The 22,663-nt window shown below is 61.7% G+C and carries 13 protein-coding genes (1 of these 13 running past the window's edge); 12 read left to right on the forward strand and 1 reads right to left on the reverse strand.

From position 1 onward, the window contains the following. From DV532_RS00675 to DV532_RS00700, 6 genes are all read left to right on the forward strand, one after another. A protein-coding gene (locus DV532_RS00675) for an immunoglobulin-like domain-containing protein (protein WP_120715282.1) crosses the window boundary here: on the forward strand, nucleotides 1-11,317 show its 3' portion. Its footprint begins 20,939 nt before the window's first position; only the last 11,317 of its 32,256 coding nucleotides appear in the window; its start codon lies off the left edge, out of view; the stop codon is at nucleotides 11,315-11,317. Between the two features lie 251 nt (nucleotides 11,318-11,568). After that, entirely contained in the window at nucleotides 11,569-11,910 is a 342-nt protein-coding gene (locus DV532_RS00680; RefSeq protein WP_056806168.1) for a hypothetical protein, read from the forward strand. A 192-nt stretch (nucleotides 11,911-12,102) separates the two neighbouring features. Beyond that, on the forward strand, nucleotides 12,103-13,002 hold the full coding sequence (locus DV532_RS00685; protein ID WP_056806165.1) for a TauD/TfdA family dioxygenase: 900 nt from the start codon (nucleotides 12,103-12,105) through the stop codon (nucleotides 13,000-13,002). A gap of 18 nt (nucleotides 13,003-13,020) precedes the next feature. Beyond that, nucleotides 13,021-14,040 (forward strand): ABC transporter substrate-binding protein, encoded by a 1,020-nt coding sequence (locus tag DV532_RS00690; protein WP_056806162.1) that lies wholly within the window; start codon nucleotides 13,021-13,023, stop codon nucleotides 14,038-14,040. A 6-nt stretch (nucleotides 14,041-14,046) separates the two neighbouring features. After that, nucleotides 14,047-14,910 (forward strand): ABC transporter ATP-binding protein, encoded by an 864-nt coding sequence (locus DV532_RS00695; RefSeq protein WP_056806159.1) that lies wholly within the window; start codon nucleotides 14,047-14,049, stop codon nucleotides 14,908-14,910. A 14-nt stretch (nucleotides 14,911-14,924) separates the two neighbouring features. Further along, on the forward strand, nucleotides 14,925-15,788 hold the full coding sequence (locus tag DV532_RS00700) for an ABC transporter permease (RefSeq protein ID WP_056806156.1): 864 nt from the start codon (nucleotides 14,925-14,927) through the stop codon (nucleotides 15,786-15,788). A 27-nt stretch (nucleotides 15,789-15,815) separates the two neighbouring features. Here the strand turns inward: DV532_RS00700 and DV532_RS00705 are convergent, their stop codons facing one another. Continuing rightward, the gene (locus DV532_RS00705; RefSeq protein ID WP_056806153.1) at nucleotides 15,816-16,376 is read right to left on the reverse strand and encodes a WYL domain-containing protein; all 561 of its coding nucleotides are present in this window, start codon (nucleotides 16,374-16,376) and stop codon (nucleotides 15,816-15,818) included. A 207-nt stretch (nucleotides 16,377-16,583) separates the two neighbouring features. Between DV532_RS00705 and DV532_RS00710 the strand changes: the two genes are divergently transcribed. The 6 genes from DV532_RS00710 to DV532_RS00735 all read left to right on the forward strand — a co-directional run bounded on the left by DV532_RS00710 (nucleotide 16,584) and on the right by DV532_RS00735 (nucleotide 22,646). Continuing rightward, on the forward strand, nucleotides 16,584-17,378 hold the full coding sequence (locus DV532_RS00710; RefSeq protein ID WP_056806151.1) for a tetratricopeptide repeat protein: 795 nt from the start codon (nucleotides 16,584-16,586) through the stop codon (nucleotides 17,376-17,378). A gap of 235 nt (nucleotides 17,379-17,613) precedes the next feature. Continuing rightward, on the forward strand, nucleotides 17,614-18,066 hold the full coding sequence (locus tag DV532_RS00715) for a MarR family winged helix-turn-helix transcriptional regulator (protein WP_056806148.1): 453 nt from the start codon (nucleotides 17,614-17,616) through the stop codon (nucleotides 18,064-18,066). Further along, nucleotides 18,063-20,150 carry an FUSC family protein gene (locus DV532_RS00720; protein ID WP_056806145.1) on the forward strand — a complete coding sequence of 696 codons (2,088 nt, stop codon included), beginning with the start codon at nucleotides 18,063-18,065 and terminating at the stop codon, nucleotides 20,148-20,150. The genes DV532_RS00715 and DV532_RS00720 overlap by 4 nt, the downstream gene beginning before the upstream one ends. Beyond that, complete coding sequence (locus DV532_RS00725) at nucleotides 20,147-20,359, forward strand: DUF1656 domain-containing protein (RefSeq protein WP_003255905.1); 213 nt, start codon at nucleotides 20,147-20,149, stop codon at nucleotides 20,357-20,359. Before DV532_RS00720 ends, DV532_RS00725 begins: the two co-directional genes overlap by 4 nt. Beyond that, nucleotides 20,356-21,231, forward strand: a complete 876-nt coding sequence (locus DV532_RS00730; protein ID WP_056806143.1) for an HlyD family secretion protein — start codon at nucleotides 20,356-20,358, stop codon at nucleotides 21,229-21,231. Before DV532_RS00725 ends, DV532_RS00730 begins: the two co-directional genes overlap by 4 nt. Beyond that, the gene (locus DV532_RS00735) at nucleotides 21,228-22,646 is read left to right on the forward strand and encodes an efflux transporter outer membrane subunit (protein WP_056806140.1); all 1,419 of its coding nucleotides are present in this window, start codon (nucleotides 21,228-21,230) and stop codon (nucleotides 22,644-22,646) included. The genes DV532_RS00730 and DV532_RS00735 overlap by 4 nt, the downstream gene beginning before the upstream one ends. Nucleotides 22,647-22,663: the final 17 nt, after the last annotated feature.

The following is a 22,663-nucleotide window of genomic DNA, read 5'->3' on the forward strand; positions in this document are numbered from 1 at the left end:
CACCATCGACACCACCACGGTCACCCTGACCGCGACTTCCACCGTCGCTGAAGGCGGGGTAGTAACCTACACCGCGTCGGTCAACCACAAGGTCACCGGCACTGACTTGGTAGTGAAACTGGCCAACGGCCAGACCATCACGATTCCAGTGGGTGAGTCGTCGGCTTCGGTGCCGTTCACCGCGCCAAACAACGTCCATAACACCAACCTGGACTTGACTAACAAGATCACCGAGATCTCGGGCGGTAACTACGAGAAGACCGTGGCCGTTGGCGAGCCGGTGACAACTGTCACCGACAACCCAGCGACCCCGGATGCCACTTCGCTCACGCTGACCGCGACGGAAACCGTGGCTGAAGGCGGCAAGATCACTTACACCGCTACCTTGACCAACAAGGCCGGCACCGACTTGGTGATCAAGCTGAGCAACGGTGAGACCATCACCATTGCGGCCGGCTCGAAGGAAGCGTCGATTACCGTCGATGCGCCAAGCGATGACGTGTATCTCGATGCCGAAGACCTGGGCGTGACCATTACCGGCACTACCGGCGGTGACTTCGAGAAGCTCGATGTCAGCAGCACCGCAGCGGTGACCAAAGTCACCGACACCATCGACACCACCACCGTCACCCTGACCGCGACCTCGACGGTTACTGAAGGCGGGGTAGTGACCTACACCGCGTCGGTCAACCACAAAGTCACCGGTACTGACTTGGTAGTGAAGCTGGCTAACGGCCAGACCATCACCATTCCTGTAGGTGAGTCGTCGGCTTCGGTACCGTTCACCGCGCCAAACAACGTCCATAACACCAACCTGGACTTGACTAACAAGATCACCGAGATCTCGGGCGGTAATTACGAGAAGACTGTGGCTGTTGGCGAGCCGGTGACAACTGTCACCGACAACCCAGCGACTCCGGACGCTACTTCGCTGACCTTGACGGCAACGGACACCGTGGCTGAAGGCGGCAAGATCACTTACACCGCTACCTTGACCAACAAGGCTGGCACCGACCTGGTGATCAAGCTGAGCAATGGCGAGACCATCACCATTGCCGCCGGTTCCAAGGAAGCGTCGATTACCGTCGACGCGCCGAGCGACGACGTGTATCTCGATGCCGAAGACCTGGGCGTGACCATTACTGGCACTACCGGCGGTGACTTCGAGAAGCTCGATGTCAGCAACACCGCAGCGGTGACCAAAGTCACCGACACCATCGACACCACCACCGTGACCCTGACTGCCTCGCAAAGCGTGGTCGAGGGCGGTGTGGTCACTTACACCGCGTCGGTTAACCACAAAGTCACCGGTACCGATCTGGTAGTGAAACTGGCCAACGGCCAGACCATCACGATTCCAGTGGGTGAGTCGTCGGCTTCGGTGCCGTTCACCGCGCCGAACAACGTCCATAACACCAACCTGGACCTGACCAACAAGATCACCGAGATCTCGGGTGGTAACTACGAGAAGACCGTGGCCGTTGGCGAGCCTGTGACGACTGTCACCGACAACCCAGCGACCCCGGACGCTACTTCGCTGACCTTGACGGCAACGGACACCGTGGCTGAAGGCGGCAAGATCACCTACACCGCCACTTTGACCAACAAGGCCGGCACTGATCTGGTGATCAAGCTGAGCAATGGCGAGACCATCACCATTGCTGCCGGTTCCAAGGAAGCGTCGATCACCGTCGACGCGCCAAACGATGACGTGTACCTCGATGCCGAAGATCTGGGCGTGACCATCACTGGCACCACCGGCGGTGACTTCGAGAAGCTCGACGTCAGCAGCACCGCAGCGGTGACCAAGGTCACCGACACCATCGACACCACCACTGTGACGCTGACTGCCTCGCAAAGCGTGGTCGAGGGCGGTGTGGTCACTTACACCGCGTCGGTTAACCACAAGGTCACCGGTACTGACTTGGTAGTGAAGCTGGCTAACGGCCAGACCATCACTATCCCCGTGGGTGAGTCGTCGGCTTCGGTGCCGTTCACCGCGCCGAACAACGTCCATAACACCAACCTGGACTTGACCAACAAGATCACCGAGATCTCGGGCGGTAATTACGAGAAGACTGTGGCTGTTGGCGAGCCGGTGACAACTGTCACCGACAACCCAGCGACCCCGGATGCCACTTCGCTCACGCTGACCGCGACGGATACCGTGGCCGAAGGCGGCAAAATCACCTACACCGCCACTTTGACCAACAAGGCCGGCACCGACCTGGTGATCAAGCTGAGCAATGGCGAAACCATCACCATTGCCGCCGGTTCGAAGGAAGCGTCGATTACCGTCGATGCCCCAAGCGACGACGTGTATCTCGATGCCGAAGACCTGGGCGTGACCATTACTGGCACTACCGGCGGTGACTTCGAGAAGCTCGATGTCAGCAGCACCGCAGCGGTGACCAAGGTCACCGACACCATCGACACCACCACGGTCACCCTGACCGCCACTTCCACCGTCGGTGAAGGCGGGGTAGTGACCTACACCGCGTCGGTCAACCACAAAGTCACCGGCACCGACCTGGTAGTGAAACTGGCCAACGGCCAGACCATCACGATTCCAGTGGGTGAGTCGTCGGCTTCGGTGCCATTCACTGCACCGAACAACGTCCACAACACCAACCTGGACCTGACCAACAAGATCACTGAGATCTCGGGCGGTAACTACGAGAAGACCGTGGCCGTTGGCGAGCCAGTGACGACTGTCACCGACAACCCAGCGACCCCGGACGCCACTTCGCTGACCCTGACCGCGACGGATACCGTGGCCGAAGGCGGTAAGATCACCTACACCGCTACCTTGACCAACAAGGCCGGCACCGACTTGGTGATCAAGCTGAGCAACGGTGAGACCATCACCATTGCCGCCGGCTCTAAAGAAGCCTCGATCACCGTCGACGCGCCAAACGATGACGTGTACCTCGATGCCGAAGACCTGGGTGTGACCATCACTGGCACCACCGGCGGTGACTTCGAGAAGCTCGACGTCAGCGGCGCGGCGGCGGTGACCAAGGTCACCGACACCATCGACACCACCACCGTGACCCTGACTGCCTCGCAAAGTGTGGTCGAGGGCGGTGTGGTCACTTACACCGCGTCGGTTAACCACAAAGTCACCGGTACTGACTTGGTAGTGAAGCTGGCTAACGGCCAGACCATCACCATTCCTGTAGGTGAGTCGTCGGCTTCGGTACCGTTCACCGCGCCAAACAACGTCCATAACACCAACCTGGACTTGACCAACAAGATCACTGAGATCTCGGGCGGTAACTACGAGAAGACCGTGGCCGTTGGCGAGCCAGTGACAACTGTCACCGACAACCCAGCGACCCCGGACGCTACTTCGCTGACCCTGACCGCGACGGATACCGTGGCCGAAGGCGGCAAAATCACCTACACCGCCACTTTGACCAACAAGGCCGGCACCGACCTGGTGATCAAGCTGAGCAATGGCGAAACCATCACCATTGCCGCCGGTTCGAAGGAAGCGTCGATTACCGTCGATGCCCCAAGCGACGACGTGTATCTCGATGCCGAAGACCTGGGCGTGACCATTACTGGCACTACCGGCGGTGACTTCGAGAAGCTCGATGTCAGCAGCACCGCAGCGGTGACCAAAGTCACCGACACCATCGACACCACCACCGTGACCCTGACGGCGACCTCGACGGTTACTGAAGGCGGGGTAGTGACCTACACCGCGTCGGTTAACCACAAAGTCACCGGTACTGACTTGGTAGTGAAGCTGGCTAACGGCCAGACCATCACCATTCCTGTAGGTGAGTCGTCGGCTTCGGTGCCGTTCACCGCGCCAAACAACGTCCATAACACCAACCTGGACTTGACTAACAAGATCACCGAGATCTCGGGCGGTAACTACGAGAAGACCGTGGCCGTTGGCGAGCCGGTGACAACTGTCACCGACAACCCAGCGACCCCGGATGCCACTTCGCTCACGCTGACCGCGACGGAAACCGTGGCTGAAGGCGGCAAGATCACTTACACCGCTACCTTGACCAACAAGGCCGGCACCGACTTGGTGATCAAGCTGAGCAACGGTGAGACCATCACCATTGCGGCCGGCTCGAAGGAAGCGTCGATTACCGTCGATGCGCCAAGCGATGACGTGTATCTCGATGCCGAAGACCTGGGCGTGACCATTACCGGCACTACCGGCGGTGACTTCGAGAAGCTCGATGTCAGCAGCACCGCAGCGGTGACCAAAGTCACCGACACCATCGACACCACCACCGTCACCCTGACCGCGACCTCGACGGTTACTGAAGGCGGGGTAGTGACCTACACCGCGTCGGTCAACCACAAAGTCACCGGTACTGACTTGGTAGTGAAGCTGGCTAACGGCCAGACCATCACCATTCCTGTAGGTGAGTCGTCGGCTTCGGTACCGTTCACCGCGCCAAACAACGTCCATAACACCAACCTGGACTTGACTAACAAGATCACCGAGATCTCGGGCGGTAATTACGAGAAGACTGTGGCTGTTGGCGAGCCGGTGACAACTGTCACCGACAACCCAGCGACTCCGGACGCTACTTCGCTGACCTTGACGGCAACGGACACCGTGGCTGAAGGCGGCAAGATCACTTACACCGCTACCTTGACCAACAAGGCTGGCACCGACCTGGTGATCAAGCTGAGCAATGGCGAGACCATCACCATTGCCGCCGGTTCCAAGGAAGCGTCGATTACCGTCGACGCGCCGAGCGACGACGTGTATCTCGATGCCGAAGACCTGGGCGTGACCATTACTGGCACTACCGGCGGTGACTTCGAGAAGCTCGATGTCAGCAACACCGCAGCGGTGACCAAAGTCACCGACACCATCGACACCACCACCGTGACCCTGACTGCCTCGCAAAGCGTGGTCGAGGGCGGTGTGGTCACTTACACCGCGTCGGTTAACCACAAAGTCACCGGTACCGATCTGGTAGTGAAACTGGCCAACGGCCAGACCATCACGATTCCAGTGGGTGAGTCGTCGGCTTCGGTGCCGTTCACCGCGCCGAACAACGTCCATAACACCAACCTGGACCTGACCAACAAGATCACCGAGATCTCGGGTGGTAACTACGAGAAGACCGTGGCCGTTGGCGAGCCTGTGACGACTGTCACCGACAACCCAGCGACCCCGGACGCTACTTCGCTGACCTTGACGGCAACGGACACCGTGGCTGAAGGCGGCAAGATCACCTACACCGCCACCTTGACCAACAAGGCTGGCACCGACCTGGTGATCAAGCTGAGCAATGGCGAAACCATCACCATTGCTGCCGGTTCCAAGGAAGCGTCGATCACCGTCGACGCGCCGAGCGACGACGTTTACCTTGATGCCGAAGACCTGGGTGTGACCATCACTGGCACCACTGGCGGTGACTTCGAGAAATTGGACGTCAGCAGCACTGCGGCTGTGACCAAAGTCACCGACACCATCGACACCACCACCGTGACCCTGACGGCGACCTCGACGGTTACTGAAGGCGGCGTAGTGACCTACACCGCGTCGGTTAACCACAAAGTCACCGGTACCGATCTGGTAGTGAAACTGGCCAACGGCCAGACCATCACGATTCCCGTGGGTGAGTCGTCGGCTTCGGTGCCGTTCACCGCGCCGAACAACGTCCATAACACCAACCTGGACCTGACCAACAAGATCACCGAGATCTCGGGTGGTAACTACGAGAAGACTGTGGCCGTTGGCGAACCGGTGACAACTGTCACCGACAACCCAGCGACTCCGGACGCTACTTCGCTGACCTTGACCGCGACGGACACCGTGGCTGAAGGCGGCAAAATCACCTACACCGCCACTTTGACCAACAAGGCCGGCACCGACCTGGTGATCAAGCTGAGCAACGGTGAGACCATCACCATTGCGGCCGGCTCGAAGGAAGCCTCGATTACCGTCGATGCGCCAAGCGATGACGTGTATCTTGATGCCGAAGATCTGGGCGTAACCATCACTGGCACCACCGGTGGTGACTTCGAGAAGCTCGACGTCAGCAACACCGCAGCGGTGACCAAGGTCACCGACACCATCGACACCACCACGGTCACCCTGACCGCGACCTCGACGGTTACTGAAGGCGGCGTAGTGACCTACACCGCCTCGGTTAACCACAAAGTCACCGGTACTGACTTGGTAGTGAAGCTGGCTAACGGCCAGACCATCACGATTCCAGTGGGTGAGTCGTCGGCTTCGGTACCGTTCACCGCGCCAAACAACGTCCATAACACCAACCTGGACTTGACCAACAAGATCACCGAGATCTCGGGCGGTAATTACGAGAAGACTGTGGCTGTTGGCGAGCCGGTGACAACTGTCACCGACAACCCAGCGACCCCGGATGCCACTTCGCTCACGCTGACCGCGACGGAAACCGTGGCCGAAGGCGGCAAAATCACCTACACCGCCACTTTGACCAACAAGGCCGGCACCGACCTGGTGATCAAGCTGAGCAATGGCGAAACCATCACCATTGCCGCCGGTTCGAAGGAAGCTTCGATTACGGTCGATGCGCCAAGCGACGACGTGTATCTCGATGCCGAAGACCTGGGCGTGACCATCACTGGCACCACTGGCGGTGACTTCGAGAAGCTCGACGTCAGCAGCACCGCAGCGGTGACCAAGGTCACCGACACCATCGACACCACCACGGTCACCCTGACCGCCACTTCCACCGTCGCTGAAGGCGGGGTAGTGACCTACACCGCGTCGGTCAACCACAAAGTCACCGGCACCGACCTGGTAGTGAAACTGGCCAACGGCCAGACCATCACGATTCCAGTGGGTGAGTCGTCGGCTTCGGTGCCGTTCACTGCACCGAACAACGTCCACAACACCAACCTGGACCTGACCAACAAGATCACCGAGATCTCGGGTGGTAACTACGAGAAGGTGGTCGCTACCGGAAACCCTGTCACCGTCGTAACCGATGTGCCGGACACGAAGGACACTACGGTACTGAGCCTGACCGCAACCCCGACTGTCGACGAGGGTGGCAGCATCACCTATACCGCCACCTTGACCAACAAGGCCGGCACCGAGATGACCGTGCGGTTGAGCAACGGCGAAACCATCACTATCGCCCAAGGTGCCACCCAGGGCAGCATCACCATCCAGGCACCGGGGGACGATCCGTACATCGATGCGGGCACGGTACGCGCCAAAATCGACGGTAGTACGGGGGGCGACTTCGAGCGGCTGTCCACCGACGGCGCCTACGCAGTAACCCAGGTCACCGACACCATCGACACCACCAGCCTCAGCCTTAGCGCTACGCCGAGTGTCGAGGAAGGTGGCCAGATCACCTACATCGCCACCTTGACCAACAAGGCCGGCACCGATATGACCATCAAGCTCAGCAACGGCGCTGTTATCAGCATCGAAGCAGGCAAGCTCTCCGGTAGCGTTACCGTTGCGGCACCAACTGATGATGTCTATATCGATGCAGGCAACGTTTCGGCGAAGATCACCGAAACTAGCGGTGGCAACTTCGAGAAACTGGACGTCAGCACAACAGCGGCCGTCACCGCGGTCAGCGATACCATCCAGACCACCACCCTGAGCATCAGCGGTACCACCGCCGTCGCCGAAGGTGGCAACGCCAGCTACGTCCTCAACCTGACCAACAAGGCCGAGACCGACGTCACCGTCAAACTGTCCTACACCGGCACCGCTGCTAATGGCACGGACTACACCGGCGTGGCTACCGTGGTGATCAAAGCCAATAGCACGCAGGCAACGTTCACCATTCCGACGCTCAAGGACAACGTCACCGAAGGCACGGAGCAGTTCACCGTCAAGATCGATTCGGCCACCGGCGGTAACTTCGAGAAGCTCGACATCAGCACCAGTGCCGGTAGCGTGACTACCCAGATCTTCGAGCCCGCGCCGGTTCTGGACCTGGATGCCAACGACTCCAGCGGCCGTACCGGTGCCGACTACCAGACCACGTTCACCGAGAACCAGCCGGGTAGCGGCGTGTCGATCGGCGATGTGGACGTAAGCATCACCGACTTCGACAGTTCGCGGCTGACCGGCGCGACGGTCACCCTGACCAACCGTCAGCCGGGTGACGCGTTGAACCTGGGCAACAGCGTCAACGGCATCTCGATCAACGCCAATAGCACCGAAGGCAAGGTAGTCCTGACCCTGAGCGGCTCTGCAACGCTGGCCGACTATATTCAGGCGATCAAGAACATCACCTTCATCAACAGCAGCGAGAACCCGAGCACCACGCCGCGCGTCATTACCGTGACGGTAACCGACGGCGTGAACACCTCGAATACCGCTACCACCACCGTGAATGTCATCGCGGTAAACGATGCACCGGTCGCCACCGGCGGTGCCGTCAGCGGTGTTGAAGACACGCCGCTGGTGCTGGGCTGGAGCGACTTCAACGTTGCCGACGTCGACAGCGCCCTGTCGAGCCTGGGTGTAACCTTCACCCAGCTGCCAGCGGGCTCGCTGCAGCTGTTCAACGGCACCGCCTGGGTCAATGTTGCCCAAAACCAGACCGTCAGCCAGGCCGATATTGCTGCCGGCAACCTGCGGTTCGTACCGAAGCTCAATGAGTCGGGTATCGATGGGTACGGTGGAACGGGCGTGGGCAACAAGCAGGCCGACTACGCCCAGATCAAGTACAAGCCTACCGACGGCGCCGCTGCGGGCAGCGAAGCCACGCTGAAGGTCGACATCGCGCCTGTGGCCGACAAGCCTGGCCTGAGCATTGGCAACAATAACCCCGATTCGCTCGGCCTGACCCGGGAAACCTGGAACAGCCTCAGTGGCCTGGGCACCAACGGCAACGGCATCAGCGGTGCTGCGCTGAAAACCGTGTTCGCCAACTCCGGTAGTGCCAGCAAGACCGAGCAGGTTACCAGCGTTGATTCGGTTGCCAGCGTCACCGCCGGCACTGGCTCGAAGACTTCGGGCCTGATCTACCTGGAAGCCGGCCAAACCTACACCTTCAGCGGCGTCGCCGATGACAGCCTGCAGGTGTATATCGGCAATACCGCCGTGGTGGGCGCTACCTGGGGTGCGAATGGCACGATCTCCGGCAGCTTCTCGCCGTCGGTCAGCGGCTACTACACCCTGGAGATCTACCACGCCAACCAGGCCGGCCCGGGCAGCCTGGACATCAACGTCAAGGTCGGTAACGGCCCGGTGACCGACCTGAACAGCTCGGCCATCCCGATGTACCCGAACGTGACTGCGATGGGTAACGCCGGGCTTTCTGTGTCCGACTTCCACGGCAGCAACGGCCAGGGCTACTACGACGGCTACAAGCTCAACGAAGGGCCAGAGAATGGCACCGTCAAGCTGGTCGGCATCTCCACCAACCTGACCGACACCGACGGTTCCGAAAGCTTGACCGTCAAGCTGGCCGGTATTCCGGCAGGCTCGGTGCTCAGCGATGGCGCCGGCCATACCGTCACCGTCGGCGCCGCGTCGGTCGATGTCACCGGCTGGAACCTCGGCGGCCTCAGCATCAAGCCGCCGGCGTACTACCAGGGCAGTTTCGATGTGAAGGTCACCTCGACCGCCACCGAGGGTGTGGGCGGCAGCACGGCCTCCACCGAGGGCACTATCAAGGTCACCGTCTATCCGGACACCTACACCGCCACCAACCTGACCACCGACAGCGACACGTTCACCGGCACCGTCACCAGCGACATCATCGTTGCCGACATCAGTGGCCTGCACGTGACGCCGGGCCAGGACTACAACATTGCGTTCATCGTCGATACCTCGGGCAGCATGGGCAGCGCGGTCGATGCCGCGCGCAAATCGCTGAAGTCGGTGTTCGATACCTTGGCCAACAGCGTCAAGGGTGCACAATCCGGCACGGTGAACATTCTGTTGGTGGACTTCTCCACCCAGGTGAACAGTACGGTTTCGGTCAACCTGGGCGACAAGAACGCGCTGAGCACACTCTACAGTGCCCTCAACACGCTCTATTCCAGTGGTTCGACCAACTACGAGGATGCCTTCAAGACCACCGCCAACTGGTTCAAGCAATTGATGGACGCGGGCAACACCGGCAGCCGCCAGACGTTCTTCATCACCGACGGCCAGCCGAACGTGTACCAGACTGGCGAGCGTGAAGCCACGCTCATGAACTCCAGCTACACATTGGATTCCGTACTGAAGTCGATCAACTACAAGTTGGGCGATGTGGTTACCAATAAGCTGGTGGGGAGCAACAACCGCTTCAGCATCGATGCTGCTGGCAATATGACTGCCGAGTACAAGACCGGTAGCGGTAACAACTGGCGTTACGACAGTGACGCCAGTGGACAGGTGCATGCCCAGGGAGATGGCACGTTTGAGTTTTCCTACGCTACTTCCGACCGCTGGTCCGATTACTGGGCGGACGTCAACTCCCAACAAAGCTTCCTGCTGCTGTCCAAACTCTCTGGCGTGGAAGCCATCGGCCTCAATAGTGCAGTCAATGTCAACGACCTGAAGCCTTACGACACGGATAACAAGCCGCAAACCAATATCGACCCGAGCAAGCTGGCGGAAGCGATCCTGGGCCACAGCGAAGCTACTGTGCCGGGCAACGACACCGTCAACGGCGGCGATGGCAACGACATCATCTTCGGTGACCTGGTGACCTTCGGTTCAGTCGCCGGCAACGGTGTCGAAGCCATTCAGGGTTACGTGGCAGGCCAGCTGGGGGTAGCCCTGGGGGATGTCGACGGTCGCGTGCTGCACAAATACATCGTCGAGCACGTCAGCGAATTCGATGTCTCGCGTAGCAACGATGGCAACGACATCCTCAACGGTGGCGCGGGCAATGACCTGCTGTTCGGCCAGGGCGGCGACGACACCCTCGACGGCGGCAAGGGCAATGACATCCTCATTGGTGGGCTGGGTAAAGACACCCTGCTCGGCGGGGAAGGCAACGACATCCTCTTTGGCGGTAAGGGTGACGACACGATGACTGGGGGTAGCGGCGCCGACACCTTCGTGTGGAAGGTTGGCGATACCGGCAACGACGTGATCAAGGACTTCAAGGTGGCCGAGGGCGACCGTATCGACCTGAAGGACCTGCTCCAGGGCGAGAAGGGCAGCACCATCGACAACTACCTGAAGCTCTCCACGGTAGAAGGCACGACGACGCTGCAGGTCAGCAGCGAAGGCAAGCTTAACGCAGCCGGTGGTATCGCCAACGCCGACGTGACGATCAAGCTGGAGGGGGTGAACTGGTCCAACACCACGATCAACTCGTTGATCAGCGGTGCTGACCCAACCATCATCATCCACAACAAGGACAGCTGATTGCTGATGCGTTAGCGGGCTGCTCTGCAGCCCGATCGCCGGCAGGCCAGCTCCCACAGGTACGGTGCAGCTCTTGTGAGTTGTACAGTCCATGTGGGCGCTGGCTTGCCGGCGATTGGCCGCTCAGCGGCCACGGCTCTTTCCTGCCATCTTCCGACAGCGCATACTCTGGCGCCGGGCCTGCATGCCCGGTGATCTTTGCCTATGCTGCTGTCTACCAACAAGGAACCAACGTGACGAGGGACAACGCCATGTTCTACGTGCAACGCGACGCCGCCGGCCAGTTGCTGCGGGTAGAGGCAGCCGCTTTTGACCAGTTCACCGAAATGCTCCCCGCCGACCATGCCGATATCCAGGAATGGTTTGCCGATGACATGGTGGAAAACAGCCTCAACCAGCTCAAGCAAAGTGACCTGGACATGATCCGCGTGCTCGAGGACTTGATCGACGTGCTGACCGCCAAGGGCGTATTCAAGATCACTGACCTGCCCCCCGGCGCACAGGCCAAGCTGCTTAATCGGTCCACTGCGCGCAAGGCGCTCAGCAGCCTAACCAATCTCATTGAAGAAGAAGAGCAGGGCGGGCTGATCTGAGCACAGGGCGGGCAAAGCCCAGTGCTATTCTTTAAAGGTATTTAAATTATTGATCTTATGACTTTATAGTCACTTTCACTGCGTACCTGTCGACCAATCGATGCGCCGCACGACTTGAACCCACACGGGAAATCCCCGTGCGTTTCTGATCGTTGCGCGCCATTGAAGTCGCGCACTGCGTGGGAGTGAAAAATGTCAGCCGCCTCGAACGCCTTGTCGATCATCGACAGCGCCCAGCCGCAACGCTTCGAAATCCGCCCGTTTTACGGTGCCGTCGGCGCCGAGATCATTGGTCTGGACCTGGCCAAACCGGTCAACGCCGAGGATTTCAGCCGTATCCATCGTGCCCATCTCGACCACCATGTGCTGGTGTTCCGCCAGCAACGTATCAGCCCAGCCCAACAAATCGCTTTCAGCCGCCGCTTTGGCGAGCTGCAGATCCATGTGCTCAAGCAGTTCCTGCTAGCAGGTCATCCTGAAATCCTGATCGTTTCCAACATCATCGAAGACGGCCGCAACATCGGCCTCGGGGATGCCGGCAAATTCTGGCACTCGGACCTGTCGTACAAGGAACTGCCCAGCCTCGGCTCCATGCTGCATGCACAAGAGCTGCCCAGCGAGGGTGGCGATACGTTGTTCGCTGACATGCACAAAGCCTGGGACGCCGTCCCCGCAGCCCTGCGCAGTGTGGTCGAGGGCCGCAGTGCTGCTCACTCCTACACCGCCCGTTATGCCGAGACCAAATTCGCAGGCAACTGGCGGCCGACCCTGACCGCCGAGCAGCTGGCGCAGGTACAGGAAGTTATCCACCCGGTGGTTCGTAGCCACCCGGAAAATGGCCGCAAGGCGCTGTTCGTCAGCGAAGGCTTCACCACCCGCATCGTCGGCCTGCCAGACGATGAAAGCCGCGACGTGCTGCAACAGCTGTATGCCCTGAGCGTGCTGGAACAGAACATCTACCGCCACCAGTGGCAGCCCCACGACCTGGTGTTCTGGGACAACCGTTCGCTGATCCACCTGGCCGCCGGCTGCCCCGCACACCTGCGTCGCAAGCTGTACCGCACCACCATCCAGGGCAATGCCCCGTTCTGACGACTGAGGAAACCCATCATGCGCAAATCCATCAGCCGCTTGGCGGCAAGCATCGGCCTGGGCGCCAGCCTGGTCGTCGGCAGCCTGGCCACCCCCGCCGTGGCGCAAGCAGAAGGCAAGATCCGCATAGCCGAACAGTTCGGCATCGTCTACCTGCTGCTGAACGTGGTGCGTGATCAGCACCTGATCGAAAAGCACGGTAAAGAGCAGGGCATTGACATCGAAGTCGACTGGGCCCAGCTGTCGGGTGGTTCGGCTATCAATGACGCCCTGCTGTCCGGTTCGGTGGACATCGCCGGTGCTGGCGTCGGCCCGCTGCTGACTGTGTGGGACCGAACCAAGGGCCGGCAGAACGTAAAGGCCGTGGCTTCGCTGGGTAACTTCCCCTACTACTTGGTCAGCAGCAACCCAAACGTGAAGACCATCGCCGATATTTCCGATAAAGACCGCATTGCCTTGCCGGCCGTGGGCGTTTCGGTGCAATCGCGTTTCCTGCAATACGCGGCCGCCCAGCAGTGGGGCGACAAGGAATACAACCGCCTGGACAAATACACCCTGGCTGTACCGCACCCGGATGCAACCGCCGCATTGCTGGCCGGTGGCACCGAACTCAACGGCCACTTTTCCAACCCGCCGTTCCAGGACCAGGTACTGGCCAACAAAGATGTGCACATCGTGCTCAACAGCTATGACCTGCTCGGTCCCAACTCGCCAACCCTGCTGTTTGCCACCGAAAAATTCCGCAACGACAATCCCAAGACCTACAAGGCTTTCGTCGATGCCTTGGCCGAAGCCGCAGACTTCGCCCAGAACGACAAGGCTGCGGCAGCCGACACCTACATTCGTGTGACCAAGGCCAAAATCGACCGCGACGTACTGATCAAGCTAATCGACAACCCGCAGTACGAGTTTACCGTCACGCCAAAAAACACCTACAAGCTTGCTGATTTTCTCTATCGGGTAGGCGCCATCAAGCACAAGCCGCAATCGTGGAAGGACTATTTCTTCCAGGATGAACGCCCACTGCAAGGGAGCTGACCGACCATGACCGCCCCATTGCCAGGCCACACGGCCAGCAACCTGAGCCGTGTCGCTACGCCGCCCTTGCTCAAGGTGGATAACCTCAGCCTCGAGTACCGCACCGCGCAACGCGTGGTGCGGGCTACCCACCAAGTCAGTTTTGAAGTCGACCGAGCCGACCGGTTTGTGCTGCTTGGCCCTTCTGGCTGCGGCAAGTCCACCTTGCTCAAGGCCGTGGCCGGCTTCATCCAGCCCCAAGAAGGGCAAATTTTGCTGCAGGGCCAGCCCGTTCGCGGCCCAGGTCCCGACCGCATCGTGGTGTTCCAGGAGTTCGACCAGCTACCACCGTGGAAGACGGTGAAGCAGAACGTCATGTTCCCGCTGTTGGTATCTGGCCAGCTCAAACGTACCGAGGCCGAGGAGCGGGCGTTGCATTATCTGGAGAAAGTCGGCTTGGCCGCCTTCGCTGATGCTTACCCGCACACCCTGTCGGGCGGCATGAAGGCTCGAGTGGCCATTGCTCGAGCCTTGGCCACGCAGCCGAAGGTCCTGCTGATGGACGAGCCGTTCGCCGCGCTCGACGCGCTGACCCGGCGCAAGATGCAGGAAGAACTGTTGCTGTTGTGGGAGGAGGTGCGTTTCACCCTGCTGTTCGTTACCCACTCCATCGAAGAAGCGCTGGTAGTCGGCAACCGCATCCTGCTGCTGTCACCGCACCCGGGGCGGGTGCGCGCCGAAGTGCACAGCCACCAGTACCACCTGGGCAGCTTGGGTGGCAGCGACTTCCAGGCCAGCGCTCGACGTATCCACCGTTTGTTGTTCAACGAGGCGGACGCCCCGGAGCAGCCCGACGGCCTGGGCTTCAACGCTATTCGCATCGCCTACTGACAGGAGCTTCAGCCATGACCACAACCCCTGTACGCCAGGAATACGAGGTGCAGCTGGAGCCCCTGCTCAGTGTGCCTGTGGAACGCCAGCTACCGCTGGCCCAGCGCCTGTGGCAGCAAGGCTGGCTGCGCAAGGCGGTCATCCTGCTGGTGATCGCCGTGCTGTGGGAAGCCGTCGCCCGTTACCAGGCTAATGACCTGTTGTTGCCGAGCTTCGTGCAAACTGCTGCCGCCCTGTGGGATGGCCTGGCCAGCGGTGAACTGCCGGCCAAGGTCGGCGTCTCGCTGGTGATTCTGCTCAAAGGTTACGTACTGGGCATCGTCCTGGCCTTCGGCCTGACCAGCCTGGCAGTCTCGACCCAACTGGGCCGGGACTTGCTGGGCACGCTGACCTCGATGTTCAACCCGCTGCCGGCCATTGCCCTGCTGCCCCTGGCCTTGTTGTGGTTCGGCCTGGGTGACAACAGCCTGATCTTCGTGTTGGTGCATTCGGTGCTGTGGGCGTTGGCGCTGAACACTTACGCCGGCTTTCTTGGTGTTTCGGAGACTCTGCGCATGGCTGGCCGTAACTATGGCCTGAAAGGGCTGCGGCTGGTGCTGCACATCCTGGTGCCGGCGGCCTTGCCGTCGATTTTGTCGGGGTTGAAAATTGGCTGGGCGTTTGCTTGGCGCACCCTGATCGCCGCCGAGCTGGTGTTCGGTGCCAGCAGCGGCAAAGGCGGGCTGGGCTGGTACATCTTCCAGAACCGTAATGAGCTGTATACCGACAAGGTATTTGCCGGGCTGGCGGTGGTGATCTTGATCGGCCTGCTGGTGGAAGGGTTGGTGTTCAATACCCTGGAGCGGCTTACTGTGCGGCGTTGGGGGATGCAGCGCTAAACGGTAAGCCTGTGCTGGCCTCTCGGGCTAAAGATTCTGGTACTGAGCCGCCGCATTACTCAGGATCTTGCCAATCTCCTCGCGCAAGCCAGCAGGTTGCTCCACCACCACCCCATCGCCATGGCTCAACAGCCACCAGCGTAACGGCCAGCCGTCGCTCACCGTGGCCCGCAAGCGATGCCCGTGCTCGAGCGCGGTCAGCTGCATGTCGCTGCTCAGCGGCGCGTCCCGCAACTGCCGTGCCAGCGCATCGCTGATCCGCGCTACCAATTCCACACCCTCACCCCGCGCCGGTTGCAACGCATCTCCGCGCAGGTGCGTCAGCAAATCAAAATTGCCGCGAAGCTCGCCCACGGCACTCGCCGACCAGTGCCAGCCAAACGGGATGCTCTTGTCATTGCGTTCTAGTGGGAATATCAGCGACAGCTCATTGAGGTCGCGTTCGACGGTGCGTTTGCTGACAGTGAAGCCCACGTCACGCAGGCGCCAGACCAGCTCGGCGCTGGTAATGCCTGGGGAACGGCTGGGCAGTTGGCGCAGCAGCGCCCACTGACGGCTGAGGGTGGCGCGAGTGGTGGCGAACGGCAAAAGGTAACGTCCTTGTCTAGGCTTGCCGCAATAGGATGGCGGCAGGCGTGGGGCATGGCAATTGGCCACAGCCTGCTCAGATCAAGGAAGTCGCATTTGGTTGCTTGTTACCGAATCGTTCGCGACAGGTTTTGACGTGACGTCACGCAGAATCACGCCTCATCACAACCGAAGGTTGGGGTTGTGCGTCGTTCAATGAGGATGAACATGTCTGCTGCCAGCAATATCCATTCGCTGCTTGCCCGCCTTCTGCCCGAGCGGGTCATTGCCCCACCGGCCTCTGCCGGGAGGCGACAGCGGCTGTTCGCCGGGGTAGGGCTGCCTAGCCAGCGCTCGCTGCTGGTCAGCCGCCTGGATGAGGCCAGCAATTTGCAAACGGTGTATGCCGACCTGCGGCGGCAGGCCTTGCAAGGTAATGTGGCGGCGCTCAACGACCTGGGCTGGATCTGGCTCAACGGTAAATACTGGCGTGCCGACACCGTGCTGGCCAGCCACCTGTTGCGCATGGCAGCCCTGCAGGGCAATGCGGCGGCCTGGTTCAACCTTGGGCAGCAGCATTACTTCGGCAAAGGCGTCGATCCGTCCTATGTGCAAGCGGCGGAGTGCTACCGGCAGGCCTTCGAGCGGGGCATGCTGCACGCCGCTGCGGCGTTGGGTGACCTGTACGAGGAAGAAGTGTGCGACGGCAGCCTGCAATGGCAGGTCGATATGGTGCAGGCCTACCAGTGGTTCTTGCGCGGGGCCGAGCGGGGTGAGGCACGTTGCCGGTTTGAAGTAGGTTACCGGTTGATGCACGGGCTGTACGTGGAGGCCGACATCAAGGCGGCGCTCTATTGGCTGGAGTTGGCGGCTGCGGCGAGGGTGGTGCAGGCGGCCGAGGAGCTGGCGGTGCACTTCAGCAGCCGTGACGCGGCCCGCTACCTTGAATGGCGGGACCGGGCGGTGCAGATGGGTAGCACATTGGCGTTGACCATGAAGCTCGAAGACCAGATTCAACCTTGAGTTTTCGGTTGCCTGGGCGGGCCCTTTCGCGGGCAAGCCCGCTCCTACATGGAATTGCGCAGCACCTGGCCCCCGTAGGAGCGGGCTTGCCCGCGAAAGGGCCCGGCCAGGCAACGCAAAATCCCCAGCATGAACAACAATTCATCCATGCCCGGCCTCACCCCCTGTTGACGACAGGGGGAGGCACAGGCGTATATTGATAGTTAGCAAACTATGAATATACTTGGTTCCTTCCATGTCCCTTGATCTCCTGCGCTTGCACGTCAGCAGTGGCATGGTGGTTGCCGCCCGCCATTGGCGGCGCATCTGCCACGCAGCCCTGACCAGCTATGGCATTTCCGAGGCCTGCGCCGCGCCGTTGCTGATGATCGTGCGCCTGGGCGACGGTGTACATCAGGTGGCTGTAGCCCAGGCCGCTGGCCTGGAAAGCCCGTCGCTGGTGCGCTTGCTCGACCAACTGTGCAAAGCCGGCCTGGTATGCCGCAGCGAAGACCCGCTGGACCGTCGCGCCAAGGCCCTGAGCCTGACGGCCCAGGGCCGCGCCCTGGCTGAATCCATCGAGGCCGAGCTGGTGCGCCTGCGCCGCGAGGTGTTGCACGGTATCGACCAAGCCGACCTGGAAGCCGCCTTGCGCGTGTTGCGTGCCTTCGAGGCCGCCGGCCTGGGCAACACAGGCGGGGCGGAATGAGCGGTTTCTTCAGCTCGGTCCCTCCAGCCCGCGACTGGTTTTATGGCGTGCGTACCTTCGCCGCTTCCATGATCGCCCTGTACATCGCCCTGCTCATGCAGTTGCCACGCCCCTATTGGGCCATGGCCACGGTGTACATCGTCTCCAGCCCGTTCCTCGGCCCCACGAGCTCCAAGGCCCTGTACCGTGCCTTGGGCACGCTGCTCGGTGCCGGTGGGGCGATTTTCCTGGTACCGCCACTGGTCCAGTCGCCGTTGCTGTTGAGCATCGCCATCGCCCTGTGGACCGGTACCTTGCTGTTCCTTTCGCTGAACCTGCGTACTGCCAACAACTACGTGCTGATGCTGGCCGGTTACACCCTACCGATGATAGCCCTGGCGGTGGTCGACAACCCGCTGGCAGTGTTCGACGTGGCGTCTTCCCGCGCCCAGGAAATCTGCCTGGGGATTGTCTGCGCGGCGGTGGTCGGGGCAATCTTCTGGCCACGCCGGCTGGCGCCGGTGGTGGTCGGTGCCACGGGTAACTGGTTCTCCGAGGCGATTCGCTACAGCGACACCTACCTGGCCCGCCAAGCCAGTGCCGAACAGGTTGGTGGCATGCGCGCGGCGATGGTCGCCACTTTCAACTCGCTGGAACTGATGATCGGCCAGCTCGGCCATGAAGGCGCCGGGCCGCACACCGTGAAGAACGCCCGCGAGTTGCGCGGCCGCATGATCCACCTGCTGCCGGTGATCGATGCCCTCGACGATGCCTTGGTGGCCCTCGAAGGCCGCGCCCCGGCACAGTTCGCCCAGTTGCAACCGCTGCTCGAGGCTGCCCGCGAATGGCTCAAGGGCACTGCCGATAACGCCTCGGTCGCCCGCTGGACAGCCCTGCACGAGCAGATCGGGCGCCTGCAGCCCGGCGCCGCCGCCCTCGATCAGCGCGCCGAATTGCTGCTGTCCAACGCTCTGTATCGCCTGACCGAATGGGCCGACCTATGGCAGGACTGCTGCAGCCTGCAACACGCCCTGCGCACCGACGACGCCAAGCCCTGGCGTGCGGTGTACCGCCACTGGCGCCTGGGCCGGCTGACGGCGTTCTTCGACCGCGGCCTGATGCTGTACTCGGTGGCCTCCACCGTGCTGGCGATCGTCGTTGCGTGCGGCCTGTGGATTGGCTTGGGTTGGCACGACGGCGCCAGCGCGGTAATCCTCGCCGCCGTTTCGTGCAGCTTCTTCGCTGCCATGGACGACCCGGCGCCGCAAATCTACAAGTTCTTCTTCTGGACGCTGATGTCGGTCATCTTCTCCAGCCTGTACCTGTTCCTGGTGCTGCCCAACTTGCACGATTTCCCGATGCTGGTGCTGGCCTTCGCCGTGCCGTTTATCTGCATCGGCACCCTGACCGTGCAACCGCGCTTCTACCTGGGCACCTTGCTGACCATCGTCAATACCTCGACCTTCATCAGTATCCAGGGTGCCTATGACGCCGACTTCTTCACCTTCCTCAACTCCAACCTGGCCGGGCCCGTAGGGCTGCTGTTCGCATTTATCTGGACACTGGTAATGCGGCCGTTCGGTGTGGAGTTGGCGGCCAAGCGCATGACCCGTTTCGCCTGGCGCGACATCGTCGAAATGACCGCACCGGCTACCTTGGCTGAGCATCGCCAGGTGGGCGTGCAAATGCTTGACCGCCTGATGCAGCACCTGCCGCGGCTGTCGCAAACTGGCCAGGACAGCGGCGTGGCGCTGCGCGACCTGCGCGTGGGGCTGAACCTGCTCGACCTGCTGGCCTATATGCCGCGTGCTGGCCAGCATGCTCGGGGGCGGCTGAGCACGGTGATCGAGGAAGTCGGCGCGCATTACGCCGCCTGCCTACGCGAAGGCGTTCGCCTACACGCCCCGGCCGCGCTGTTGCGCAACATGGAGCGCGCGCGCCTGGCGCTGAACCTGGATGAACTGTACGAGCGCGGCGATGCCCGCACCCACCTGCTGCAAGCCTTGAGCGGCCTGCGCCTGGCACTGCTGCCAGGCGTCGAAGTGATGCTCGAACCTGCCGAACAACCGCAACTGCCACCCGGCCTCGACGGAGCGCCCCTGTGATTGGTGAACTGGATATCAGCGGGGTGTTTCTGCCCACGCTGCTGGTGATGATGTTTGGCACCTACCTGCTGTTCCTGGGGGTGCATGCAGTGCTGGTGCGCCTGCATTTCTACCGCCTGGTCTGGCACCGGGCGCTGTTCAATGTTGCCCTGTATGCCGTGCTGCTTGGCGCGGTGGACCACTTTTGCCGAAACCTGATGCTGCCATGAAAAAACCTTTACTGACCCTGGGCCGCGTGGTCCTGACCTTGCTGGTAGTGACCTTCGCCGCCGTGCTCGTGTGGCAGATGGTGGTCTACTACATGTTCGCCCCCTGGACCCGCGACGGCCACATCCGCGCCGACGTGATCCAGATCGCCCCGGATGTGTCCGGGTTGATCCAGAAGGTCGAGGTGCGCGACAACCAGACCGTCAAGCGCGGCGACGTGCTGTTCACCATTGACCAGGACCGCTTCACCCTGGCCCTGCGCCAGGCCAAGGCGACCTTTGCTGAGCGCCAGGAAACCCTGGCCCAGGCCGCTCGCGAGGCGCAGCGCAACCGCAAGCTGGGCAACCTGGTGGCCGCCGAGCAGCTGGAGGAAAGCCAGTCCCGCGAAGCCCGCGCCCGCTCGGCCGTCAGCGAGGCGCAGGTGGCGGTCGACACTGCCCAGCTCAACCTCGACCGCTCGGTGGTGCGCAGCCCGGTGGACGGCTACCTAAACGACCGTGCGCCGCGTAACCACGAATTCGTCACCGCCGGCCACCCGGTACTGTCGGTGGTCGACAGTGCCTCGTACCACGTCGACGGCTATTTCGAAGAAACCAAGCTTGGTGGTATCCACATTGGCGATGCCGTGGATATTCGCGTGATGGGCGACAACACCCGCCTGCGCGGCCATGTGCAAAGTTTTGCTGCCGGTATCGAAGACCGCGACCGCAGCAGCGGCGCCAACCTGCTGCCCAACGTCAACCCGGCGTTCAGCTGGGTGCGCCTGGCCCAGCGAATTCCGGTGCGTATCGCCTTCGACGAAGTGCCGCAAGAGTTCCGCATGATCGCCGGGCGAACTGCCACGGTGTCGATCATCGAGGGCCAGCGCCCATGAAACAGCTGATCCTGGCGGGCCTGTGCCTGTCGCTGGGGGCCTGCATGATGGTCGGCCCCGACTACCAGGTGCCACAGGACGCGGCAGTGCAACGCAACGACCTCAACGGCCCGCTGCGCCAGGATGCCGACAGTGTGGTGTCGGCGCCGGTACCCGAGGATTGGTGGCAGCTGTACCAGGACCAGCGGCTGAACGAGCTGGTGCGCCAGGCCCTGAGTGCCAACACCGAACTGCGCGTGGCCGCCGCCAATATCGCCAAGGCCCGCGCCCAAGTCGAGGTAGCTGAAGCGCAAGGTGGCTTCAACGGCGGCGTCAAACTTGGCGCCCAGCGCCTGCAAGAGTCGGGCGAAGCGTTTTTGCTGCCCGAGAAGGTGCCAGTGGCCAACATCGGCGAGGCTATCATCAGCGCCTCGTACCAGTTCGACCTGTGGGGCACCTTCAAGCGCGGCACCGAGGCGGCCAAGGCCAATGCCGACGCGGTGCAGGCCGCTGCTGATACCGCCCGCATCACCCTGGTGGCGGACGTCGTCAAGGCCTACACGCAGGTATGTTCGGCTAATGAGGAATACCACATCGCCCGCGAGTCGCTCGACCTGCAGGAGCAGAGCGTGAAGCTTAACCAGCGCCTGCGTGATGCCGGCCGTGGCGACGAAACCCAGGTCACCCGCTCGCAAACCCAGTTCAAATCCTTGCGTGCCGAACTGCCGCGCTTCAGGGCTGAGCGCGAGACCGGCATGTACACCCTGGCCGCATTGCTGGCCAAGCCGGTAGACCAGCTGCCCGCCGGCACCGTCGATTGTGCCGAACTGCCGCACCTGAACCAACTGGTTCCGGTGGGCGATGGCGCGGCGTTGCTCAAGCGCCGCCCTGACGTGCGCCAGGCCGAACGCCAACTGGCCGCCGCCACCGCCTACATCGGCGTGGCGACTGGCGCCCTGTACCCGGACATCAGCATCGGTGCCCAAGTTGGCACCATCGGTATTCTGGAGAACCTTGGCGAGCCCGCGACCAACCGCTGGGGCTTTGGCCCGCAGATCAGCTGGAGCATCCCCACCAACGGCACCCGCGCCCGCATTCGCATGGCCGAAGCCTCGACCCAGGCGGCCCTGGCGAATTTCGACGGTGTAGTGTTGAACGCCATCCGCGAAACTCAGACCCGCCTGGCGCAATACAGCGCCCTGCTGGACCGTCGCGATGCGTTGGCCGAGGCGGAGAAGTCAGCCAAGGAAGCGGCGGACCAGACCCATCGTTATTATCAGGCTGGGCGCGAGTCGTTCTTGGCGGATTTGCAGGCGACCCGTACCTATACCGACATGCGCGCGCAGCTGGCGGCGGCGAATAGCCAGGTGGCGTTGGGCCAGGTTGGGGTGTTTCTGGCGTTGGGTGGGGGCTGGAAGGACACCGCCAAGCCTTGAGGCCCAATCGCCGGCAC

Origin of the sequence: Pseudomonas sp. Leaf58 (assembly GCF_003627215.1) — a bacterium.
GTDB lineage: Bacteria > Pseudomonadota > Gammaproteobacteria > Pseudomonadales > Pseudomonadaceae > Aquipseudomonas.

Bases quoted from the DNA above. Each gene is read 5' to 3' on its own strand.
- DV532_RS00680 (WP_056806168.1), top strand. From the start codon at position 11,569: ATGTTCTACGTGCAACGCGACGCCGCCGGCCAGTTGCTGCGGGTAGAG.
- DV532_RS00685 (WP_056806165.1), top strand. From the start codon at position 12,103: ATGTCAGCCGCCTCGAACGCCTTGTCGATCATCGACAGCGCCCAGCCG.
- DV532_RS00690 (WP_056806162.1), top strand. From the start codon at position 13,021: ATGCGCAAATCCATCAGCCGCTTGGCGGCAAGCATCGGCCTGGGCGCC.
- DV532_RS00695 (WP_056806159.1), top strand. From the start codon at position 14,047: ATGACCGCCCCATTGCCAGGCCACACGGCCAGCAACCTGAGCCGTGTC.
- DV532_RS00700 (WP_056806156.1), top strand. From the start codon at position 14,925: ATGACCACAACCCCTGTACGCCAGGAATACGAGGTGCAGCTGGAGCCC.
- DV532_RS00710 (WP_056806151.1), top strand. From the start codon at position 16,584: ATGTCTGCTGCCAGCAATATCCATTCGCTGCTTGCCCGCCTTCTGCCC.
- DV532_RS00715 (WP_056806148.1), top strand. From the start codon at position 17,614: ATGTCCCTTGATCTCCTGCGCTTGCACGTCAGCAGTGGCATGGTGGTT.
- DV532_RS00720 (WP_056806145.1), top strand. From the start codon at position 18,063: ATGAGCGGTTTCTTCAGCTCGGTCCCTCCAGCCCGCGACTGGTTTTAT.
- DV532_RS00730 (WP_056806143.1), top strand. From the start codon at position 20,356: ATGAAAAAACCTTTACTGACCCTGGGCCGCGTGGTCCTGACCTTGCTG.
- DV532_RS00735 (WP_056806140.1), top strand. From the start codon at position 21,228: ATGAAACAGCTGATCCTGGCGGGCCTGTGCCTGTCGCTGGGGGCCTGC.